The organism is Kitasatospora sp. NPDC088742, from assembly GCF_055584905.1.
Genome location: NZ_JBVJLD010000009.1, coordinates 144,024 through 158,735 on the forward strand (window position 1 = coordinate 144,024; position 14,712 = coordinate 158,735).

General features: G+C 71.3%; 18 protein-coding genes. 5 read left to right on the forward strand and 13 right to left on the reverse strand.

The window, feature by feature from the left end:
- Window positions 1-20 precede the first annotated feature (20 nt).
- The 6 genes from ACZ6ZR_RS10825 to ACZ6ZR_RS10850 form a co-directional block, all read right to left on the reverse strand.
- Entirely contained in the window at window positions 21-1,343 is a 1,323-nt protein-coding gene (locus ACZ6ZR_RS10825) for an NADH-quinone oxidoreductase subunit D (RefSeq protein ID WP_465641521.1), read from the reverse strand.
- Window positions 1,343-2,047, reverse strand: coding sequence for an NADH-quinone oxidoreductase subunit C (locus tag ACZ6ZR_RS10830; RefSeq protein ID WP_465641523.1), 705 nt, complete (start codon window positions 2,045-2,047; stop codon window positions 1,343-1,345). Before ACZ6ZR_RS10830 ends, ACZ6ZR_RS10825 begins: the two co-directional genes overlap by 1 nt.
- The gene (locus tag ACZ6ZR_RS10835; protein WP_402301120.1) at window positions 2,044-2,598 is read right to left on the reverse strand and encodes a NuoB/complex I 20 kDa subunit family protein; all 555 of its coding nucleotides are present in this window, start codon (window positions 2,596-2,598) and stop codon (window positions 2,044-2,046) included. The genes ACZ6ZR_RS10830 and ACZ6ZR_RS10835 overlap by 4 nt, the downstream gene beginning before the upstream one ends.
- A 61-nt stretch (window positions 2,599-2,659) precedes the next feature.
- Window positions 2,660-3,019: an NADH-quinone oxidoreductase subunit A gene (locus ACZ6ZR_RS10840; protein WP_033822576.1), complete on the reverse strand. Its 360-nt coding sequence runs from the start codon at window positions 3,017-3,019 to the stop codon at window positions 2,660-2,662.
- Between the two features lie 439 nt (window positions 3,020-3,458).
- On the reverse strand, window positions 3,459-4,142 hold the full coding sequence (locus tag ACZ6ZR_RS10845; protein WP_465641524.1) for a response regulator: 684 nt from the start codon (window positions 4,140-4,142) through the stop codon (window positions 3,459-3,461).
- The gene (locus ACZ6ZR_RS10850) at window positions 4,139-5,068 is read right to left on the reverse strand and encodes a sensor histidine kinase (protein ID WP_465641526.1); all 930 of its coding nucleotides are present in this window, start codon (window positions 5,066-5,068) and stop codon (window positions 4,139-4,141) included. Before ACZ6ZR_RS10850 ends, ACZ6ZR_RS10845 begins: the two co-directional genes overlap by 4 nt.
- A 197-nt stretch (window positions 5,069-5,265) precedes the next feature.
- Between ACZ6ZR_RS10850 and ACZ6ZR_RS10855 the strand changes: the two genes are divergently transcribed.
- From ACZ6ZR_RS10855 to ACZ6ZR_RS10865, 3 genes are read left to right on the forward strand one after another with little or no spacing between them, the layout of a single operon-like run.
- Entirely contained in the window at window positions 5,266-5,835 is a 570-nt protein-coding gene (locus ACZ6ZR_RS10855) for a hypothetical protein (RefSeq protein ID WP_465641527.1), read from the forward strand.
- 49 nt (window positions 5,836-5,884) lie between these two features.
- Window positions 5,885-6,118 (forward strand): type II toxin-antitoxin system VapB family antitoxin, encoded by a 234-nt coding sequence (locus ACZ6ZR_RS10860; RefSeq protein WP_465641529.1) that lies wholly within the window; start codon window positions 5,885-5,887, stop codon window positions 6,116-6,118.
- A complete protein-coding gene (locus ACZ6ZR_RS10865) occupies window positions 6,115-6,522 on the forward strand; it encodes a PIN domain-containing protein (protein ID WP_465641530.1) in 408 nt (135 codons plus the stop codon). Before ACZ6ZR_RS10860 ends, ACZ6ZR_RS10865 begins: the two co-directional genes overlap by 4 nt.
- Window positions 6,523-6,525: 3 nt before the next feature.
- On the opposite strand, the gene ACZ6ZR_RS10870 is transcribed toward ACZ6ZR_RS10865, so the two are convergent.
- Window positions 6,526-7,464: a DMT family transporter gene (locus tag ACZ6ZR_RS10870; RefSeq protein WP_465641532.1), complete on the reverse strand. Its 939-nt coding sequence runs from the start codon at window positions 7,462-7,464 to the stop codon at window positions 6,526-6,528.
- Between the two features lie 218 nt (window positions 7,465-7,682).
- On the opposite strand from ACZ6ZR_RS10870, the gene ACZ6ZR_RS10875 reads away from it, so the two are divergent.
- Together ACZ6ZR_RS10875 and ACZ6ZR_RS10880 are read left to right on the forward strand one after the other, a co-directional pair.
- Window positions 7,683-8,342, forward strand: a complete 660-nt coding sequence (locus ACZ6ZR_RS10875) for a peptidylprolyl isomerase (RefSeq protein WP_465641534.1) — start codon at window positions 7,683-7,685, stop codon at window positions 8,340-8,342.
- 66 nt (window positions 8,343-8,408) lie between these two features.
- Window positions 8,409-8,567 carry a hypothetical protein gene (locus ACZ6ZR_RS10880; protein ID WP_465641536.1) on the forward strand — a complete coding sequence of 53 codons (159 nt, stop codon included), beginning with the start codon at window positions 8,409-8,411 and terminating at the stop codon, window positions 8,565-8,567.
- A 52-nt stretch (window positions 8,568-8,619) separates the two neighbouring features.
- Here the strand turns inward: ACZ6ZR_RS10880 and ACZ6ZR_RS10885 are convergent, their stop codons facing one another.
- The 6 genes from ACZ6ZR_RS10885 to mqnC form a co-directional block, all read right to left on the reverse strand.
- The gene (locus ACZ6ZR_RS10885; protein WP_465641537.1) at window positions 8,620-9,474 is read right to left on the reverse strand and encodes a hypothetical protein; all 855 of its coding nucleotides are present in this window, start codon (window positions 9,472-9,474) and stop codon (window positions 8,620-8,622) included.
- 228 nt (window positions 9,475-9,702) lie between these two features.
- Window positions 9,703-10,971, reverse strand: coding sequence for a geranylgeranyl reductase family protein (locus ACZ6ZR_RS10890; RefSeq protein ID WP_465641590.1), 1,269 nt, complete (start codon window positions 10,969-10,971; stop codon window positions 9,703-9,705).
- A 113-nt stretch (window positions 10,972-11,084) separates the two neighbouring features.
- Window positions 11,085-11,777 carry a demethylmenaquinone methyltransferase gene (locus ACZ6ZR_RS10895; protein WP_465641539.1) on the reverse strand — a complete coding sequence of 231 codons (693 nt, stop codon included), beginning with the start codon at window positions 11,775-11,777 and terminating at the stop codon, window positions 11,085-11,087.
- 125 nt (window positions 11,778-11,902) lie between these two features.
- The gene (locus ACZ6ZR_RS10900; protein WP_465641541.1) at window positions 11,903-12,484 is read right to left on the reverse strand and encodes a hypothetical protein; all 582 of its coding nucleotides are present in this window, start codon (window positions 12,482-12,484) and stop codon (window positions 11,903-11,905) included.
- A 208-nt stretch (window positions 12,485-12,692) separates the two neighbouring features.
- A complete protein-coding gene (locus ACZ6ZR_RS10905; RefSeq protein ID WP_465641543.1) occupies window positions 12,693-13,292 on the reverse strand; it encodes an amidohydrolase family protein in 600 nt (199 codons plus the stop codon).
- On the reverse strand, window positions 13,292-14,527 hold the full coding sequence (gene mqnC / locus ACZ6ZR_RS10910; RefSeq protein WP_465641545.1) for a cyclic dehypoxanthinyl futalosine synthase: 1,236 nt from the start codon (window positions 14,525-14,527) through the stop codon (window positions 13,292-13,294). Before mqnC ends, ACZ6ZR_RS10905 begins: the two co-directional genes overlap by 1 nt.
- Window positions 14,528-14,712: the final 185 nt, after the last annotated feature.

The following is a 14,712-nucleotide window of genomic DNA, read 5'->3' on the forward strand; positions in this document are numbered from 1 at the left end:
CCCCAGTTGGACGTCGCTGCTCACCGGTCCACTCCTCCCATCACCGGGTCGATCCCGGCCACCGCGACGATCACGTCGGCGACCTGGCCGCCCTCGCACATCGCCGCCATCGTCTGCAGGTTGGTGAAGGACGGGTCCCGGAAGTGCACCCGGTACGGGCGGGTCCCGCCGTCGCTCACCACGTGCACGCCGAGCTCGCCCTTGGGCGACTCGACGGCCGTGTAGGCCTGGCCGACCGGCACCCGGAAGCCCTCGGTGACCAGCTTGAAGTGGTGGATCAGGGCCTCCATCGAGGTGCCCATGATCTTCCGGATGTGGTCCAGCGAGTTGCCCATCCCGTCCGGGCCGACGGCCAGTTGGGCGGGCCAGGCGATCTTCTTGTCGGCCACCATCACCGGGCCGGGCTTGAGCCGGTCCAGGCACTGCTCGACGATCCGCAGCGACTGGTGCATCTCCTCCAGCCGGATCAGGAACCGGCCGTAGGAGTCCGCGGTGTCGGCGGTGGCGACCTCGAACTCGTAGTCCTCGTACCCGCAGTACGGGTCGGTCTTGCGCAGGTCGTGCGGCAGGCCGGTGGCCCGCAGGATCGGGCCGGTGGCGCCGAGCGCCAGGCAGCCGGGCAGGTCCAGGAAGCCGACGTCGACCAGCCGGGCCTTGAAGACCGGGTTCCCGGTGGCCAGCTTGTCGTACTCGTGCATCCGCGAGCGGAGCGTCTTCACCGCCTCGCGGATCTGGTCCACCGCGCCGGGCGGCAGGTCCTGGGCGAGGCCGCCGGGACGGACGTACGCGTGGTTCATCCGCAGGCCGGTGACCAACTCGAAGACGTCCAGGATGAGTTCGCGGTCCCGGAAGCCGTAGATCATCAGCGTGGTGGAGCCGATCTCCATACCGCCGGTGGCCAGGCAGACCAGGTGCGAGGAGATCCGGTTGAGCTCCATCATCAGCACCCGGATCACGCTGGCGCGGTCCGGGATCTGGTCGGTGATGCCGAGCAGCTTCTCGACCGCGAGGCAGTACGCGGTCTCGTTGAACATCGGGGTCAGGTAGTCCATCCGGGTCACGAAGGTGGTGCCCTGGACCCAGTTCCGGAACTCCATGTTCTTCTCGATGCCGGTGTGCAGGTAACCGATCCCGCACCGGGCCTCGGTCACCGTCTCGCCGTCGATCTCCAGGATCAGGCGCAACACCCCGTGGGTGGACGGGTGTTGGGGACCCATGTTGACGATGATGCGCTCGTCGTCGGCCCGGCCGACGGCCTCCACGACCTCGCCCCAGTCGCCACCGGTGACGGTGAAGACCCGTCCCTCGGTGGTCTCCCGCGCCTCTTCGTAGTGTGTGGTCATCAGCTGTACGACCTCCGCTGGTCGGGCGCCGGGATCTGGGCGCCCTTGTACTCGACGGGGATGCCGCCGAGCGGGTAGTCCTTGCGCTGCGGGTGGCCGGTCCAGTCGTCCGGCATCATGATCCGGGTCAGTGCCGGGTGACCCTCGAAGACCAGGCCGAAGAAGTCCCAGGCCTCGCGCTCGTGCCAGTCGTTGGTCGGGTAGACGCTGACCACCGAGGGGATCACCGGGTCGGAGTCCGGCGCGGTGACCTCCAGCCGGAGCAGCCGGCCGTGGGTGATCGAGCGCAGCGGGTAGACCGCGTGCAACTCCCGTCCGGCGTCACCCGGGTAGTGCACGCCGTTGACGCCGAGACAGAGCTCGTAGCGCAGCGCCGGGTCGTCGCGCAAGGTGCGGACGGCCTTCAGCAGGTGCTCGCGGGCGATGTGGAAGGTGAGCTCGCCGCGGTCCACCACGGTCTTCTCGATCACCTCGGCCGGGTCGAGCCCCTGCTCCTCCAGCGCGCCCTCGAACTCGTCGGCGACCTCGTCGAAGCCGTGCCCGTACGGGCGACTGCTGGCCGGCGGCATCACGACCGGGGCGGCCAGGCCGCCGAAGCCGGAGGTGTCGCCGGTGCCCTGGGCGCCGAACATGCCCTGCCGCTTGCCGATCACCTCGACGGGGATCTCCTTGCGGGTCGCCGGTACCGGCGTCTGCTCGCTCATCGCAGCAGCCCCCGCATCTCGCTGGTCGGGGTGGCCTCCAGCGCCAGCTCCTCCGCCAACTCCTCGGCGCGGCGCCGGTTCACGCCCAGCGGCTCGTGCTGGATCTTCTCGTGCAGCTTGATGATGGCATCCATCAGCATCTCCGGGCGGGGCGGACAGCCCGGCAGGTAGATGTCCACCGGGACGATGTGGTCCACGCCCTGCACGATCGCGTAGTTGTTGAACATCCCGCCGGAGGAGGCGCAGACGCCCATCGAGATGACCCACTTCGGATTGGCCATCTGGTCGTACACCTGGCGCAACACCGGCGCCATCTTCTGGCTCACCCGACCGGCCACGATCATCAGGTCGGCCTGCCGGGGCGAGCCCCGGAAGACCTCCATGCCGAACCGGGCCAGGTCGTAGCGGCCCGCTCCGGTGGTCATCATCTCGATCGCGCAGCAGGCCAGCCCGAAGGTAGCCGGGAAGAGCGACGCCTTGCGCACCCACCCCGCCGCGGCCTCCACGCTGGTGAGCAGAAAGCCGCTCGGCAGCTTCTCCTCGATACCCATCAGTTCCCTCTCAGTCCCTCAAGTCCGGTGGCTTGCCCCCGCGTTCACAAGCGGGTGGTGCTCAGTCCCACTCGAGACCGCCGCGACGCCACACGTAGGCGTAGGCGACGAAGACGGTGGCGATGAACAGGAGCATCTCGACCAGCCCGAAGATCCCCAGGGCGTCGAAGCTGACCGCCCAGGGATAGAGGAAGACGATCTCGATGTCGAAGACGATGAACAGCATCGCCGTGAGGTAGTACTTGATCGGGAACCGCCCGCCGCCCACCGGCTGCGGGGTCGGTTCGATGCCGCACTCGTAAGCCTCCAACTTGGCCCGGTTGTAACGCTTCGGGCCGGTCAGTGAGGCCATCGTGACGGAGCCGACCGCGAACGCCGCCGCGATGGCACCGAGTACGAGGATCGGCGCGTAGGCATTCATAGCCCCCGCTCCCTCCGTCCAGTCGTCCGTGACTGCAGATCGGAACTGCCGGGTCACGCTCCGCGCGGCCCGTTTCCATTCCCTGAGATCCACTCATGTGAGGCAGTTCACAAGGCTTGGAACGAGCGCATCCTATGCCCGTCGGCTTGTGACGTGCGACACGCGGTTCTGAACGATCTTTGTGATCTACGCCACCTCGCAAAGGATCACGGAGCGGCGGAAGGCGTGATCAATCAACCCAGTGCAGGCAAGTGGTCACAAACCGTCGCATTCACTTGTGAAGTGACTGGTCAGAGGGCCATGCGCATATCAACTCGGCTGCTGATCATGCAAATTTCTGAGCCCGTCGCCAACGTGATAAAGGGACCACCCAGGAGGGTGGTCCCTTCGGAACGGCCGCTTGACCCTTCGTTCACAAGCACACGAATGCCCGGCTCCGCTACCGGCGTTCGCCCCAGACGTGGGCGGCGACGCCGACCCGGTTCCGGACCCCGAGCTTGCGCTGGATGTTGGCGAGGTGGTTCTTCACCGTGCCCGGCGAGATGAACAGCTGCCCGGCCACCGCCGCGTTGGTCGCCCCGTCCGCCACCAGGGCGGCGATCTCCGCCTCCCGGGGCGTGAGCTGCTCCACCTCGGCTGCCTCTGCGGCCTCGGCGGACTTCGCGGCCGGCTCGTCCGGCTCCTCCAGCTCCTCCGGCGGAGTGATCATCCGGAGCAGACGGACCGTCACCTCCGGGCTGATCAGCGCGTCCCCCGCCACCGCCGCCCGGACCGCCTCCACCAGCAGCGCCGGGCCGGACCGCTTCAGCAGGAACCCGGCCGCCCCGTACCGCAGCGCGGCGTGCACGTACTCGTCCAGGTCGAAGGTGGTCACCACGACCACCCGCAGCGGATCCGCCACCCCCGGTCCGGCCAGCCGCCTGGTCAGCTCCAGCCCGTCCAGCCCCGGCATCCGGATGTCCGCCAGCACCACGTCCGGCCGCAGCCGCCGGGCCAGCTCCAAGGCCTGGTCCCCGTTGGCCGCTTCGCCCACCACGGTCAGGTCGGGCTGGGCCTCCAGGATGATCCGGTACGCGGTGCGGATGTCCGCGTGGTCGTCCGCCAACAGGACGGTGGTCGTCATGACTCCCCCTCGATCGGCGGCAGGTACGCCCTGACCTGCCAGCCCCGTTCGGTCCGGGCCGCCTCCAGCGTCCCGTCCAGTGCCTCCAGCCGCGCGGCCAGCCCGCGCAGCCCCGTCCCGCTCCGGCGCCCGGTCCTCGCGGGGGCCGCCCCGCCGTCGTCGCTGACCAGCACCTCCACTCCGCCCCGCCGCCCCGACCGGACCACCACCTCCACCAGGGTCGCGCCGGGCGCGTGCCGCCGGACGTTGGTCAGCGCCTCCACCACCACCCGGTGCGCGGTGGCCCCCGCCTCCCGGCCGACCGGCGGCGCGTCCGGCTCCGGCAGCTCCAGCCGAACCCCGGCCGGGCCGGAGGCGGCGAACCGTTCGACCACGGCGGGGAGTTCGGCCAGCCCGGGCTGCGGCTCGCGGCGGGCCGCTTCCTCGCTGCGGAGCAGGTGCACCGTCCGGTCCAACGAGGCCAGGGCCTGCTGCCCGGCCTCCTCGATCCGGCGGAACAGCTCCTGCTGACCCTCCGTCACGAATGCTCCCGCCTGGGCCAGCGCCACCATCCCGCTGACGTCATGGGCCACGAAGTCGTGCAGGTCGTGCGCGAGTTCGATCCGCTGGGTGCGGCGGGCCGCCACCACCTCACGCCGCCGCCGCTCGTCCAAGGTCCCCAGGTAGAACCCGACCGCCGCCGCCAACAGGCCCGCCATCAGGCCGAATCCGAGCAGTCCGGCCGCCTCCTGCCAGCGCCCCGGCACCACGAACCGGGACGGCCAGGCCGCCACCGCCACCCCCGCGAGGCCCGCCGCCGGCCAGGCCCGGCCGCGCACGGCCAGCGCCACCAGCCCCAGCAGACCGAGCAGTTCGGTCAACACCAGCAGGCCCAGCAGCCCCCCGGACTCCCCGAACCCGTCCGTCCGCCACCCGACGGCGGTCACCCCCAGTGACCCCACCGCCCCAACGCTCCCCCATCGAACGATCATGCGATCACCCTACGGTCCGGTGCTCGCCACCCACCCCGTGCCGAACGGCACATGACGGCCCGTCCGAACCTCCCGTTCGGCATCTGCCCCCTCCCCCTCCCCCGCCGGGAAGCTTGAGGCATCCCAACCAGCCCGCTCCGAAAGGCAGTCCGATGCCCACCACCCTGCACCCCTCCACCGCCCCGGTCACCGTCCCGACCGCCACCGCCCCGGTCGTCCGCCCGCCGGCCCCGTGGGCCGTCCGCACCGCCAAGCTCGCCGCACTGACCGCCCTCCCCTCCGGCCTCTGGCGGGTCGCCCTCGGCGTCGGCATCCCGGTCGGCTTCACCGGCGCCATGGAGACCCAGATGACCTCCCACATGCCGGGCTGGGGCACCGCCTACGTGATCGCCCTCTCCGCCCTGGCCGAGACCCTCGCCTTCCTCACCCTCGGCCTGGTCCGCCCCTGGGGCCAACTCGCCCCCCGCTGGCTCCCGTTCATCGGCGGCCGCCGCATCGCCCCACCCGTCGCCGCGATCCCCGCCGCCCTCGGCGCCCTCGCCCTCACCCTGATCACCACCACCGCCGCCTTCACCTGGTACGGCCCCGGGACCATGGGCAGCCCCGACGCCCCGCACGGCCTGGCCGGCTTCCTGATGACCGCCTCCTACGCCCCCCTGCTCCTCTGGGGCCCCCTGCTCGCCGTCGTCACCGCCGACTTCTGGCGCCGCTCGCGGGGATGATGTTGGTAATGTTGATGGCCTGTCCACATCACCAACATCGGAGGCCCTGATGAGCGTGACGCAGATCGACATCGACGACGAAGCCCTGGCAGCAGCGATGCAACTCATGGGCACCACAACGAAGAAGGACACCGTGAACACGGCCCTCCGCGAGTACACCGAGCGGATAAGGCGCCTGGAGGCCGCCGAGCGGCTCGCCGCCAGAGGGGCCCGCGGTGAGTTCGACGAGGCGGCGGCAGCCCACACGGCCGGCAAGCGCAACCGCCGAGAGGCAGCAGGATGATCGGCTACCTGGTCGACACCTCCGCCTTGTGGCAGCTGTTCCGACACGCGGATACCTTCGCCGCCTGGGAAGGGCACATCACCGCCGGCGCGCTGCACCTCTGTGAGCCGAGCCGGGCGGAGTTCCTGTACTCCGCTACCGGCCCGGCCCACCGAGACGAACTGGCGGCGGACCTGGACACCGTCTTCCGGCCCGCCGGCGTCCCGATGGGAGCCTGGCGATGGGTGGACAGCGCACAGTACAAGCTCACCCAGCAGGGTCAGCACCGCTCCGCCGGTGCGGTCGACCTGCTGGTGTGCGCCACCGCCGTCCACCACGACCTGACGGTGCTGCACCTGGACAACGACTTCACCGCCGTCGCCTCCGTCCTCGCCGAACTCCGGGCCCGGGACATTCGGAGTTGACGGTCAGACAGGTTCCGGCTGGGCGACCGGCACTGCCTTCGGCTCGCCTGCCGGGGCCGCGGTGCGGCGGCCCCATTCGGTGCCGGCCAGGACGCAGAGGGCGCCGAGGAGGCCGAGCGGGCCGAGGTAGTTGCCGGCCAGGGTGATGCCGAAGACGGCGGCCCAGAGGGGTTCGGTGCCGAGCAGCAGGGAGACCCGGGAGGGTGAGGTGGCCCGGACGGCCCACATCTGGACCGCGAAGGCGAACAGCGTGCAGGCCAGCGAGAGGTAGAGCAGCAGCGCCCAGTCGGCCGCGCCGTAGGAGGCCGCCAGGGTCGCCGGGGAGGTGCCGGTGAAGGGTGCGATCACCGCGAACACAACGGTGGCGGTGGCGAGTTGGACCCAGGTCAGGGCCCCCGAGTCGGCCTCCCGGATGGACTTCAGCCGGGCCATGGTGAGCACGTGCGCAGTCCGCACCAGCGCGGCCCCGAGGACCAGCAGGTCACCAAGGCCCGGCATCCGGAAGCCCCCGCCCCCGGTCAGCAGCGCGACCCCGAGCAGCGAGAGCCCGGCCGCCGCGACGAACGGCCGGGGCAGCCGGGTGCGGGCCAGCGCGCTCTCGGCGAGCGGGGTGAAGACCATGGTGAGGCTGATGATCAGTCCGGCGTTGGTGACGGAGGTGTACACCGCGCCGTAGGTCTCCAGCAGGAAGACCGCCCCGAGCACCAGCCCGAGCGCCACCCCGCCGAACCACTCCCGGGCCCCGAAGCGGCGCAGTGCCCGCCAGGTGAACAGCGCCAACAGCGGCAGCGCCACCGCGAAGCGGAGCACCAGCATGGCCACCACGGTCTCGTCGGTGGCCACGTTCTTGACCACCAGGAAGCTGGAGCCCCAGACCACGGCGACCCCGAGCACGGGCAGGTCGCGGAGCGGACGGGCGGAGCGGACGACGGACGGACGCATACGGTCTCCTCCGGAGGAGCGGGAGCGGAGCCGTGCGACGCCGAACGGTCTGGTGGCGGGCATCGTCCCGCACCCGCTCCCGGCCGATCAACACCTTTCCACCCACCGGTCACCCGGCAACTTCACCCCGCGACCTGACACCGTGCATACCGAACGGTCGTCCGGGCAATGATGATGGCGCCATGCCAACTCCCCGTCGCTCCCCGGAGGCTCCTCAAGTGCTGCGCAAACACTGGGCCCTGCTCACCGTCGCCACCACCCTCCCGCTCGCCCTGACCACCTCGGTGGGCATCGCGGACGCCGCCCCCGCGGCCACCGCGAGCTGCACCTACACACCGGCCGTGCCCGCCGACAACTTCAAGGGCATCCCGGTCTTCGACGCCAAGAAGGCGGCCCAGCCCTACAGCGTCACCCTGAAGACCACTCAGGGCGCCATCACCTTCCAGGCGTTGACCGACAAGGCGCCGTGCACCACCTTCTCGTTCCGCTTCCTCGCCGAGCGGGACTACTTCGACAAGAGCCACTGCCACCGCCTCACCACCGAGCGGCTCTTCGTCCTCCAGTGCGGCGACCCGACCGGCACCGGCAGCGGCGGCCCCGGCTACTCCTTCCCCGACGAGAACCTCACCGGCGCCACCTACCCCGCCGGCACCGTCGCGATGGCCAACGCCGGCCCGAACACCAACGGCAGCCAGTTCTTCTTCGTCTGGAAGGACACCAAGCTCTCCCCCGCCTACACCCCCTTCGGCCACGTCACCGCCGGCCTCGACGTCCTCCAGAAGATCGCCGCCGCCGGCTCCGACTCCCAGAACAACCCCGGCGACGGCTACCCCAACCTGGTCCCCACCTTCAAGAACGTCAAAATCACCAAGCGCTGACCCCCGAGCCTCGGCAGGGCGTAGCACGCAGCGCTACGCCCTGCCGTGGCCAAACAGCGGCTCTCCATGATCTTCCGCGACCTCGACGAACAGATCGCGGCCGTCGAGACCGCCGCCCTCCGACAGGAGAAGCCTCCGGCACCCGCCGAACCCGGCGCCAACGAGCTCTGGGACGAGTTCTTCGACGCACCGGCGACTGCCAGGGGGTCAGCGAGTACGACCTGATGGACTACAAGCGCATCGGCATCATCGCCGCCGACGCCGCCACCCTGCCGGGTCAGGAGCGAGCGGCATGCAGACTCAACTGCTGTCCGGTACCGGCGGGTTGGCAGATGCCGAGCGCGGCCTTGGCCGTGCGCATCGCCTCCCGGGCCAGGGCTGCGCCGGCGCGGGCGGTGGCTGCGGTGGTTCTGGCGGGGGCGGGGGCGAGGCCCGCGCAGGAGTGGCAGATGCCCGGACGGGGCACCGGGGCGTGGCACTTGGCGCATTCGGGGCGGCGGGCGACCGGGGCCTGGGTGGGTGGCAGTTTGCGTTCGAGGCGGCTGCGGAGGACGCCGGCCGGGGAGTGGACCGTGGCGGGCAGGCCGGGGAGCAGGGCGCGGGCGAGGTCGGCGGGGGTGGCGCCGCGTTCCAGCCAGCGGGCGACCAGCGGGGCGAGCTCGACGGCTTCGCGCTCGCCGAGCCGCAGGCGTGGCTCGGGTCTGATCACCTGGATCAGCGTCGCCGCGGCCGCCCGTACCCCGTCGTCAACTTCGGCGCCGGGGAGGGGGGGTGTTTTCTCCGGGTTCTTTACGTAAGGGACGTCAGGGGGGCCGGGGTCCGACTCTGCGGCGCCCGGTCGCTGCGGGGAGTCGTAGACGTGGCTCTCGCTGCGGATGGTGCCGTCCGGCATTCGTACCCGTTCGACCCGGTAGTACCCGGCGGCGGCCAGCTCCTTGAGTGCCCGTCGGACCGCACCGCGGCCCTGCACGCCCGAGTCCGCCATCTGACGGCCGTCCTCGCGCCAGCCGTCGGGGCGGGAGAGCAGGTCGGCCAGCAGGCCGCGTGCGGTGTAGCTCAACTGCCGGTCCTGCACCAGCCGGTTGGGCAGAACGGTGAAACTGCGTCCCTGCGGGCTACGATGTACGTGCATGGGGAGTGTTGGCTCCTGGTGCCGGACCCCGGAGCGTTGGCGCGCTGCCGGGGTCAACTGTGTTCCGTTGAGGCCGGAACGTAGCACGTGCACCACCTGAAAATCGAAGCCGTCACCAACCGATCGCCATCACGCCGGAAACGATCTCCAGCGGTCGCCAACCATCAACCACCGGACACGACTTGGGCCCCGCACCGCCATCGCAGTGCAGGGCCCGTAACGTCGGGGTCAGGCGTTGGGGGCGACCTTCGCGAGGCCGTTGATGATGCGGTCCATGGCGTCGCCGCCCTGCGGGTCGGTGAGGTTGGCGAGCATCTTGAGGACGAACTTCATCAGGACCGGGTGGGTGAGGCCGCGCTGGGTGGCGAGCTGCATGACCTTGGGGTTGCCGATGAGCTTCACGAAGCCGCGGCCGAGGGTGTAGTAGCCGCCGTAGACGTCCTTGAGGATGCGCGGGTAGGCGTGGAGGGCGCGCTCGCGGCCCTCGGGGGTGATGCGGGCGTGGGCCTGGACGATGACGCCGGCGGCGATCTGGCCGGACTCCATCGCGTAGGCGATGCCCTCGCCGTTGAAGGGGTTGACCATGCCGCCGGCGTCGCCGACCAGCAGCAGGCCGCGGGTGTAGTGGGGCTGGCGGTTGAAGGCCATCGGGAGGGCGGCGCCGCGGATCGGGTCGGTCATGTTCTCGGGGGTGTAGCCCCACTCGGCGGGCATCGAGGCGCACCAGGCCTTGAGCACCTCGCGCCAGTCCAACTCCCCGAACGCGGGAGAGGAGTTGAGGATGCCGAGGCCGACGTTGGAGGTGCCGTCGCCCATGCCGAAGACCCAGCCGTAGCCGGGGAGCAGCTTCTTGTCGCCGCCCCGGGTGTCCCAGAGCTCGAGCCAGGACTCGAGGTAGTCGTCGTCGTGCCGGGGCGAGGTGAAGTAGGTGCGGTAGGCGACGCCCATCGGGCGGTCCTCGCGGCGGTGCAGGCCCATCGCCAGCGAGAGCCGGGTGGAGTTGCCGTCGGCCGCGACCACCAGCGGGGCGCGGAAGACCACGGGGCGCTTGTCGTCGCCCAACTTGGCGGTGACGCCGACGATCCGGCCACTGCGGTCGTCCAGCACCGGGCCGGTCACGTTGCACTTCTCGTACAGCCGGGCGCCGGCCTTCTGGGCCTGACGGGCCAGCAGTTCGTCGAAGTCGGCGCGCTTGCGGACCAGTCCGTAGTCCGGGTAGGCGGAGAGCTCGGGCCAGTCCAGCTCCAGCCGGACGCCGCCGCCGATGATCCGCAGGCCCTTGTTGTGCAGCCAGCCGTTGGAGGTGGAGACGTCGATGCCCATGTCCACCAACTGCTTGGTGGCGCGCGGGGTCAGGCCGTCGCCGCAGACCTTCTCGCGCGGGAACTCGGTCTTCTCCAGCAGCAGCACGTCCAGCCCGGCCTGGGCCAGGTAGTACGCGGTGGTGGCCCCGGCCGGGCCGGCGCCGACCACGATCACGTCGGCGGTGCTCTCCACCGTCTCGCTGGACTCGCTGCTCAGGTCAACTGCGGTGTCGGACACGGCTGGGCACACTCCACTACGTCAGGCCACTACGTCAGGCTGCGGGCTCGGTCGAGTCTAGTCAGCGCTTATGCCTTGAAGCCCCGGTGCAGCGCGACGATGCCGCCGGTGAGGTTGCGCCAGGCGACCCGCTGCCAGCCGGCCTGCTGGAGCTTGGTGGCCAGGGCGGGCTGGTCGGGCCAGGCGCGGATCGACTCGGCGAGGTAGACGTAGGCGTCCGGGTTGGAGCTGACGGCGGTGGCCACCGGCGGCAGCGCGCGCATCAGGTACTCGGTGTAGACGGTGCGCAGCGGCGTCCAGGTGGGAGTGGAGAACTCGCAGATCACCACCTTGCCGCCGGGCTTGGTGACCCGGTACAGCTCGCGCAGCGCGGCGTCGGTGTCCTGCACGTTGCGCAGGGCGAAGGAGATGGTGGTGGCGTCGAAGCTGTCGTCGGCGAACGGCAGCTTGGTGGCGTCACCGGCGGTCAGCGCCAGCTCGGGGTGGCGCTTCTTGCCCTCGCCCAGCATGCCGGTCGAGAAGTCGCAGGGAACGACCTCCGCCCCGGCCTCGGCGAACGGCAGCGAGGAGGTCCCCGTGCCGGCTCCCAGGTCGAGCACCCGCTGCCCCGGCCCGGCGTCCACCGCCTCGGCCACCGCGCGGCGCCAGGCCCGCGCCTGGCCGAGGGAGAGCACGTCGTTCGTACGGTCGTACTTCGCGGCGACGTCGTCGAACATCGCGGCGACTTCGTGCGGCTGCTTGTCCAGGGAGGCTCGGGTCACGACCCCATTGTTCACCACCGGGCCGCGGACCTCGGAGGAGGTCCTGCGCCAGGCCGGTGAAGGGCCTCGGGCCCGCCGTCCCGCCCGCCGTCCGGCCCGCCGTCCGACGGCCGTCTGGCGGCGGGTCAGCGCAGCGCGCGGCGGCCGGACTTGCGGCGCCGCCGGGAGCGCTTGCCGTGGCTGATCGCGGGCATCCCGGCCCCGATCGACTCGGAGGCGAAGGCGACCGTGGTGCGCGGCCGGCTGCGCCGCAGCGAGGCGGTGCCGCGGCGGTGCAGCCAGATCCGGTGCCCGCTGAAGGCGAGCAGCACCAGCGCGACCGGGACGCTGATCCGGGCCAGCCCGACCCCGGCCGGCTGCGGGTAGCGCTTGCCACAGGCGCGGACGGCGCCCGGGTCCTCGCCCGCGTACTCCAGGCAGATCCGGTCGCCGACCCGGGCGTCCTCGGGGAGCCAGAGGTCGGTGGCGGTGAGGGTGCGGCCCGCGGCCTGGTAGTTGACGGAGCTGTAGCTGCCGGTGCCCGCGGCGAGCTGGGTGACGGTGCCCTGCACCTTCACCGGGTCCGCGTTGATCCGGTCCGCCTGGTCGGCCTGGCGCCAGCCGAGCAGGCACATGCCGAGCGCGAGCACCGCGCTGAGCACGGCGGCGAGGTACCAGCCTCGGCCGAGTCGCGAGCTGCGCGGGCTGGTGACGGTCGGGGGTCGCATGGTTCCTGTCGGGGCTTGCCGGGCCGGGTTGGGGACGACCCGGTGCTCAGGATGGTAACCGCTGACGGTCCCTCCGGTCACGACGAGGGACCATCAGTTCACGTGAACGAAGCGGGGGTTAGTGCGGTTATGTCCAGTTGACGCCCCGTTGGACGGCCCCCGGCCTGACGGAGTCCCACCTGTTCCGTGGCACGCCGCTGGACGTGGCTCAGCGGCGGCGGTAGAGCAGCCGTCCGCCCAGCACGGTGACCAGGCAGACCGCCCCGCCCCGCTCCAGCTCGGCGAGCGACGGCACGTCGAAGACCGCGAAGTCGGCCGGGCCGCCGACCGTCAGCGGACGGTGCGCGGCCGCCACGAGCGGACGGTCCGTCAGCGGGTCGAGCCCGCCCCGGCCCCCGTCCCCCGGCACCGCGTGCAGCCCCGACCGGGCCACCGCCGTCCGCACGGCCGGCCGGGTGAACGGACCGGCCACCGCCGTCACCCCGTGCGCCAGCATCCGCTGGAGCCCGAGCCGGGCGCTCGGCCCGCGCCGCTCCTCGGGCACCTCCGGCAGCTCCAGCGGCTCGCCGCCCAGCTCCTCGCGCGGGTCCGGGTGGTAGGCGGTCTCCAGCAGCCACCCGCCGTACGGGTTGAGCAGACCGGGCGTCAGCAGCCCGCCCCACGCCCGCTCCCGGGCGCCTTCGTGCCCGAGGGAGCCGTACGGGCCGAGCGCCACCACCGTGCCGCCGTCGACCAGTACCGCCCCGTCGGAGACCGGCGGGGCGGTGGGGTCGGACAGCAGGAGCGCGGCCCGGTGCAGGGTGCGCATCAGGTGGTGGAGAGGATCTTCAGCTCGGGGTGCGCGGTACCGCCCTCGATCGCGGTGGAGGCGATGTGCGAGGCCACCCGCGGGTCGACCGGGTCGTTGGCCGGGTCGTCCAGCACCCGCAGGTGCTGGTAGGTGGTGGAGCGCTGCGCCGGGGTGCGGTCGGCGGTGCGGATCAGGTGGATCAGCTCGGTCAGGTTGGACCGGTGCTTCGCCCCGGCGGCCGAGACCACGTTCTCCTCCAGCATCACCGAGCCGAGGTCGTCGGCCCCGTAGTGCAGCGAGAGCTGGCCCGCCTCCTTGCCGGTGGTGAGCCAGGAGCCCTGGATGTGCGCCACGTTGTCGAGGAACAGACGGGCGATCGAGATCATCCGCAGGTACTCGAAGACGGTGGCCTGGGTCCGGCCCTTGAGGTGGTTGTTCTGCGGCTGGTAGGTGTACGGGATGAACGCCCGGAACCCGCCGGTGCGGTCCTGCACCTCGCGGATCATCCGCAGGTGCTCGATCCGCTCCGCGTTGGTCTCGCCGGTGCCCATCAGCATGGTGGAGGTGGACTCCACGCCCAGGTTGTGCGCGGCCTCCATGATCTCCAGCCAGCGCTCGCCCGACTCCTTCAGCGGGGCGATCGCCTTCCGCGGCCGCTCCGGCAGCAGCTCGGCGCCGGCCCCCGCGAAGGAGTCCAGGCCCGCCTTGTGGATCCGGGTGATGGCCTCCTCGATGGAGACCTTGGAGATCCGCGCCATGTGCTCGACCTCGGAGGCGCCGAGGGAGTGGATCACCAGCTGCGGGAAGTCCTTCTTGATCGCGGTGAACGCGGTCTCGTAGTACTCCACCCCGTAGTCCGGGTGGTGGCCGCCCTGGAACATCACCTGGGTGCCGCCGAGTTCGACGGTCTCGGCGCAGCGGCGCAGGATCTCGTCGAGGTCGCGGGACCAGCCCTTGTCGCTCTTCGGGGCCACGTAGAAGGCGCAGAACTTGCAGGCCGTCACGCAGACGTTGGTGTAGTTGATGTTCCGCTCGATGATGTACGTCGCGATGTGCTCGGTACCCGCGTAGCGGCGGCGGCGGACGGTGTCGGCGGCGGAGCCGAGCGCGTGCAGCGGGGCCGACCGGTAGAGGTCGAGCGCCTCTTCCGGGGTGATCCGGCCACCGGCCGCCGCACGGTCGAGGACGGCCTGCAGGTCAGTGGCGAGGGGGGTATCCCCGGCCGGAGGCTGGGGGCGGTTCTGCTCGGACACCTTTGCTGGCCCTTCTTTTCTCCGACGTGGGACTCGCCCAGCCTACGCCAGCAGGTTTCACGGGAGTGGTCACCCCAGGGGCGCGAGGAACTGCGCGAATCCGGAGGCGGCTCACCTGCAACTGAGGGCACGTCAGCCAGTTGCAGGTGCTGCCGTTCCCCTGCGCGCAGTTCCTCGCGCCCCAG

Coding starts and splice junctions, on each gene's coding strand:
- ACZ6ZR_RS10900 (WP_465641541.1), bottom strand. CDS start 12,484: ATGCGACCCCCGACCGTCACCAGCCCGCGCAGCTCGCGACTCGGCCGA.
- ACZ6ZR_RS10860 (WP_465641529.1), top strand. CDS start 5,885: ATGAGCGTGACGCAGATCGACATCGACGACGAAGCCCTGGCAGCAGCG.
- ACZ6ZR_RS10845 (WP_465641524.1), bottom strand. CDS start 4,142: ATGACGACCACCGTCCTGTTGGCGGACGACCACGCGGACATCCGCACC.
- ACZ6ZR_RS10880 (WP_465641536.1), top strand. CDS start 8,409: ATGATCTTCCGCGACCTCGACGAACAGATCGCGGCCGTCGAGACCGCC.
- ACZ6ZR_RS10840 (WP_033822576.1), bottom strand. CDS start 3,019: ATGAATGCCTACGCGCCGATCCTCGTACTCGGTGCCATCGCGGCGGCG.
- ACZ6ZR_RS10870 (WP_465641532.1), bottom strand. CDS start 7,464: ATGCGTCCGTCCGTCGTCCGCTCCGCCCGTCCGCTCCGCGACCTGCCC.
- ACZ6ZR_RS10825 (WP_465641521.1), bottom strand. CDS start 1,343: ATGACCACACACTACGAAGAGGCGCGGGAGACCACCGAGGGACGGGTC.
- ACZ6ZR_RS10905 (WP_465641543.1), bottom strand. CDS start 13,292: ATGCGCACCCTGCACCGGGCCGCGCTCCTGCTGTCCGACCCCACCGCC.
- ACZ6ZR_RS10855 (WP_465641527.1), top strand. CDS start 5,266: ATGCCCACCACCCTGCACCCCTCCACCGCCCCGGTCACCGTCCCGACC.
- ACZ6ZR_RS10835 (WP_402301120.1), bottom strand. CDS start 2,598: ATGGGTATCGAGGAGAAGCTGCCGAGCGGCTTTCTGCTCACCAGCGTG.
- ACZ6ZR_RS10885 (WP_465641537.1), bottom strand. CDS start 9,474: ATGCACGTACATCGTAGCCCGCAGGGACGCAGTTTCACCGTTCTGCCC.
- ACZ6ZR_RS10865 (WP_465641530.1), top strand. CDS start 6,115: ATGATCGGCTACCTGGTCGACACCTCCGCCTTGTGGCAGCTGTTCCGA.
- ACZ6ZR_RS10830 (WP_465641523.1), bottom strand. CDS start 2,047: ATGAGCGAGCAGACGCCGGTACCGGCGACCCGCAAGGAGATCCCCGTC.